Raw genomic sequence first — 2,598 nt, forward strand, 5'->3', positions numbered from 1 at the left:
CGAACCACCCGGCTGGACCTCACCCACCGGCCGCCACTACAAAGCCGAACAACCCGACCACGATCCACCCCAATGGCCACCCGGACACCTGCCCCGTGCAACCGACACAACCCGGCTCCCGACGCGTGCGCCGGAAACAACAAGGCTCTTGAAGGGTGCAACGGATACAACCGGACTCCTGACCCGTGCAATCGACACGACTGGATTCCTGACGCCTGCTCAAGATCCACCCGCAACGGAATCAAGTGGATCCATGGACTTTCCGGGCTTCAACCCGCCCTTTGCAGAGCCAGTCGATGACGACCTTGACGATCCCTCCGACTACGCGCCGGACGATCCCATCTGGGACGACTTCTACGCCCACCCCCCAAAACTGCCCAAAGACCCGCTCAAGGAGTGGCAGCGGAAGTGGGAGCGGGACATGATTAACTCCTGAAGCCGCCGTCAATCTGGAGTCGCCTGAAGTCCGATTCTGTTTTGAAGTCCGAGCTGCTCTGAAAACGTCAGCTCCGCTGGAACGACGAGCTCATGAACGGGACATAGGCAGAGCCAGTCCCGTCGGCCACTCCCGCTTCCTCATGCATCCCGCTGTCCCCCGTGGCCTTGTCGTCACGGGTACGAAGCTCCGTCACATGGGTCAGCACGTCGCCATCCACGCGCAGCGTATGGCGGGTCCAGCCGGCACCGCCGCGGCGCTCCACGCGCAGGGCTCCGTTGTGCCATGTGCACCGGACCGCAGCCGCGGGTGCCGGGCCTGCATTGTCTACGTAGTACCAGAAAACGTCCTGGTGATCCGGATCGACCGTGAAGATGCCATGGCCTTCGAAATGCGTCCCGTCCGGTTCGCGGTGACTATAGCTCTGCACCACCGCGGACCCGCCCGCTACCGGGGTGTACGTCACCTCGGCATCGACAGTTCGCTCGGGGCCCCAGGCACCAGCAGCGAACCGGGTACTCCCGCGCCAGTGGCCCAGGAATCCTGCCAGGGCCCGCGGGGCGCGGCCGGGAGGGATCCGTTCCACATCCCTCACCTCCAGAACTGAAGCCTTGCCCGGCCACCGGCCAGGTCCTGCCGTTCCCGCTGAGTCACGCCGTTCCCGCTAAATCCAGCCGTTCCGGCCAGGTCCGCGGTTTGCCCGGTTAGAGCCCGAAAGTCTCGGTCTCTTCAAAGGGTCCCACAACAGTCACGGTCCTGGGTGCCGCAGCCAGCTCCGCCGCAAGGTCCTGGACCTGCTCGGCCGTCACAGCCTTGATGAGCCGCAGGGTTTCATCGATGTCCTGGTACTCACCGGAGACGAGTTCGGCCCGGCCCAGCCGGGACATCCGCGAGCCCGTGTCCTCAAGGGCCAGCACGATGCCGCCACAGAGCTGGCCTACGGCCTTGCGGAGTTCGTCGTCGGAAATTCCATGCTCGGCAAGCTTCTCCAGCTCGATCGACAGCAGGTCCAGGACCTGGCGCACCTTGGAGGGGGTGCAGCCGGCGTACATGCCGAAGTACCCGGCATCGGCGTAGGAGGACGCGAAGGAATATGTGGAGTAAACGAGGCCGCGCTTCTCACGGATCTCCTGGAACAGGCGCGAGGACATGCCTCCGCCCAGAACCGCGTTCAGGACGCTCATGACATAGCGGCGTTCGTCGGTGGCGACGATGGTGGGGCAGCCCATGATGATGTTCGCCTGCTCCACCGCCCGCTTGACCACGTGGAGGCCTGCGGTCCCGGTGATCAGGGCCCGGTCCGTGGAACGGCGCTCGACGGGCGCGGCGTCGGCTTTCAGCGACCAGCCCGCAGACTCGAGGGCGTCCACCACCAGGTTGCAGACGACGTCGTGCTCCAGGCCCCCGGCAGCGGTGATCACCAGTTCATCGGGCCGGTAATACCGCTGATAGTGTTCCCACACGGAGTCGCGGGCCACGGCCTTAATGGCATCGGGCGTGCCGCCGATGGGCCGGCCCAGGGGGTGGTTGCCGAGTACAGCGGAGACAAAGTGTTCGTGTGCGACGTCGGTGGGGTCGTCGCTGTCCATCGCGATTTCCTCGAGGATGACGTCGCGTTCCTGCTCCATCTCCGCCGGGTCCAGCACCGCTCCGGTGATCATGTCCGCAATGACGTCGATGGCCATGGGCAGGTCGGAGTCCAGGACGCGGGCGAAGTAGCAGGTGCTTTCCTTGGCAGTTGCTGCATTTGACTCACCGCCTACCTCGTCAAAGGCGGAAGCGATTTCAAGGGCGGTTCGGCGCTTTGTCCCCTTGAACAGGAGATGCTCCAGGAAATGCGTGGATCCGTGCTGTCCGGGAGCCTCGTCCCGGGAACCCACTCCCACCCAAAAACCGATGGTCGCAGACCGCTGCCCCGGCATTGCCTCCGTCAGCACCCGCACTCCCCCGGGCAGCACGGAACGCCGGACCTCGGAGCCGCCGTCGGAACCGTGGACCAGGGTGTCGCCGCGGTGGTTCTGCTCAAGCGGCAGGGGTACAACAGTCATTGAGGCCTTTCAAAAGGGGCAGCCGGGATCTGGCTGCCATCGTAACAGCGGCGGGGCCGGTGGATCATCCACCGGCCCCGCCGATTCATGCAAGTACTGCGGGCTTCGCCCGCA

3 protein-coding genes are annotated in these 2,598 nt (G+C 65.0%); 1 reads left to right on the forward strand and 2 read right to left on the reverse strand.

Going from position 1 to position 2,598, the window contains the following annotated elements; genetic code table 11:
• The first annotated feature begins 253 nt into the window (after positions 1–253).
• Positions 254–436 (forward strand): hypothetical protein, encoded by a 183-nt coding sequence (locus FNL14_RS23410; protein WP_181762732.1) that lies wholly within the window; start codon positions 254–256, stop codon positions 434–436.
• Between the two features lie 67 nt (positions 437–503).
• Here the strand turns inward: FNL14_RS23410 and FNL14_RS20930 are convergent, their stop codons facing one another.
• Both FNL14_RS20930 and FNL14_RS20935 read right to left on the reverse strand, forming a co-directional pair.
• Positions 504–1,022, reverse strand: coding sequence for a DUF1579 family protein (locus tag FNL14_RS20930; RefSeq protein ID WP_142064174.1), 519 nt, complete (start codon positions 1,020–1,022; stop codon positions 504–506).
• A gap of 118 nt (positions 1,023–1,140) precedes the next feature.
• The gene (locus tag FNL14_RS20935; RefSeq protein WP_091418132.1) at positions 1,141–2,484 is read right to left on the reverse strand and encodes a pitrilysin family protein; all 1,344 of its coding nucleotides are present in this window, start codon (positions 2,482–2,484) and stop codon (positions 1,141–1,143) included.
• Between the last annotated feature and the right edge of the window lie 114 nt (positions 2,485–2,598).

This window comes from Pseudarthrobacter sp. B4EP4b (genome assembly GCF_006680095.1).
Taxonomy (GTDB): Bacteria; Actinomycetota; Actinomycetes; order Actinomycetales; family Micrococcaceae; genus Arthrobacter.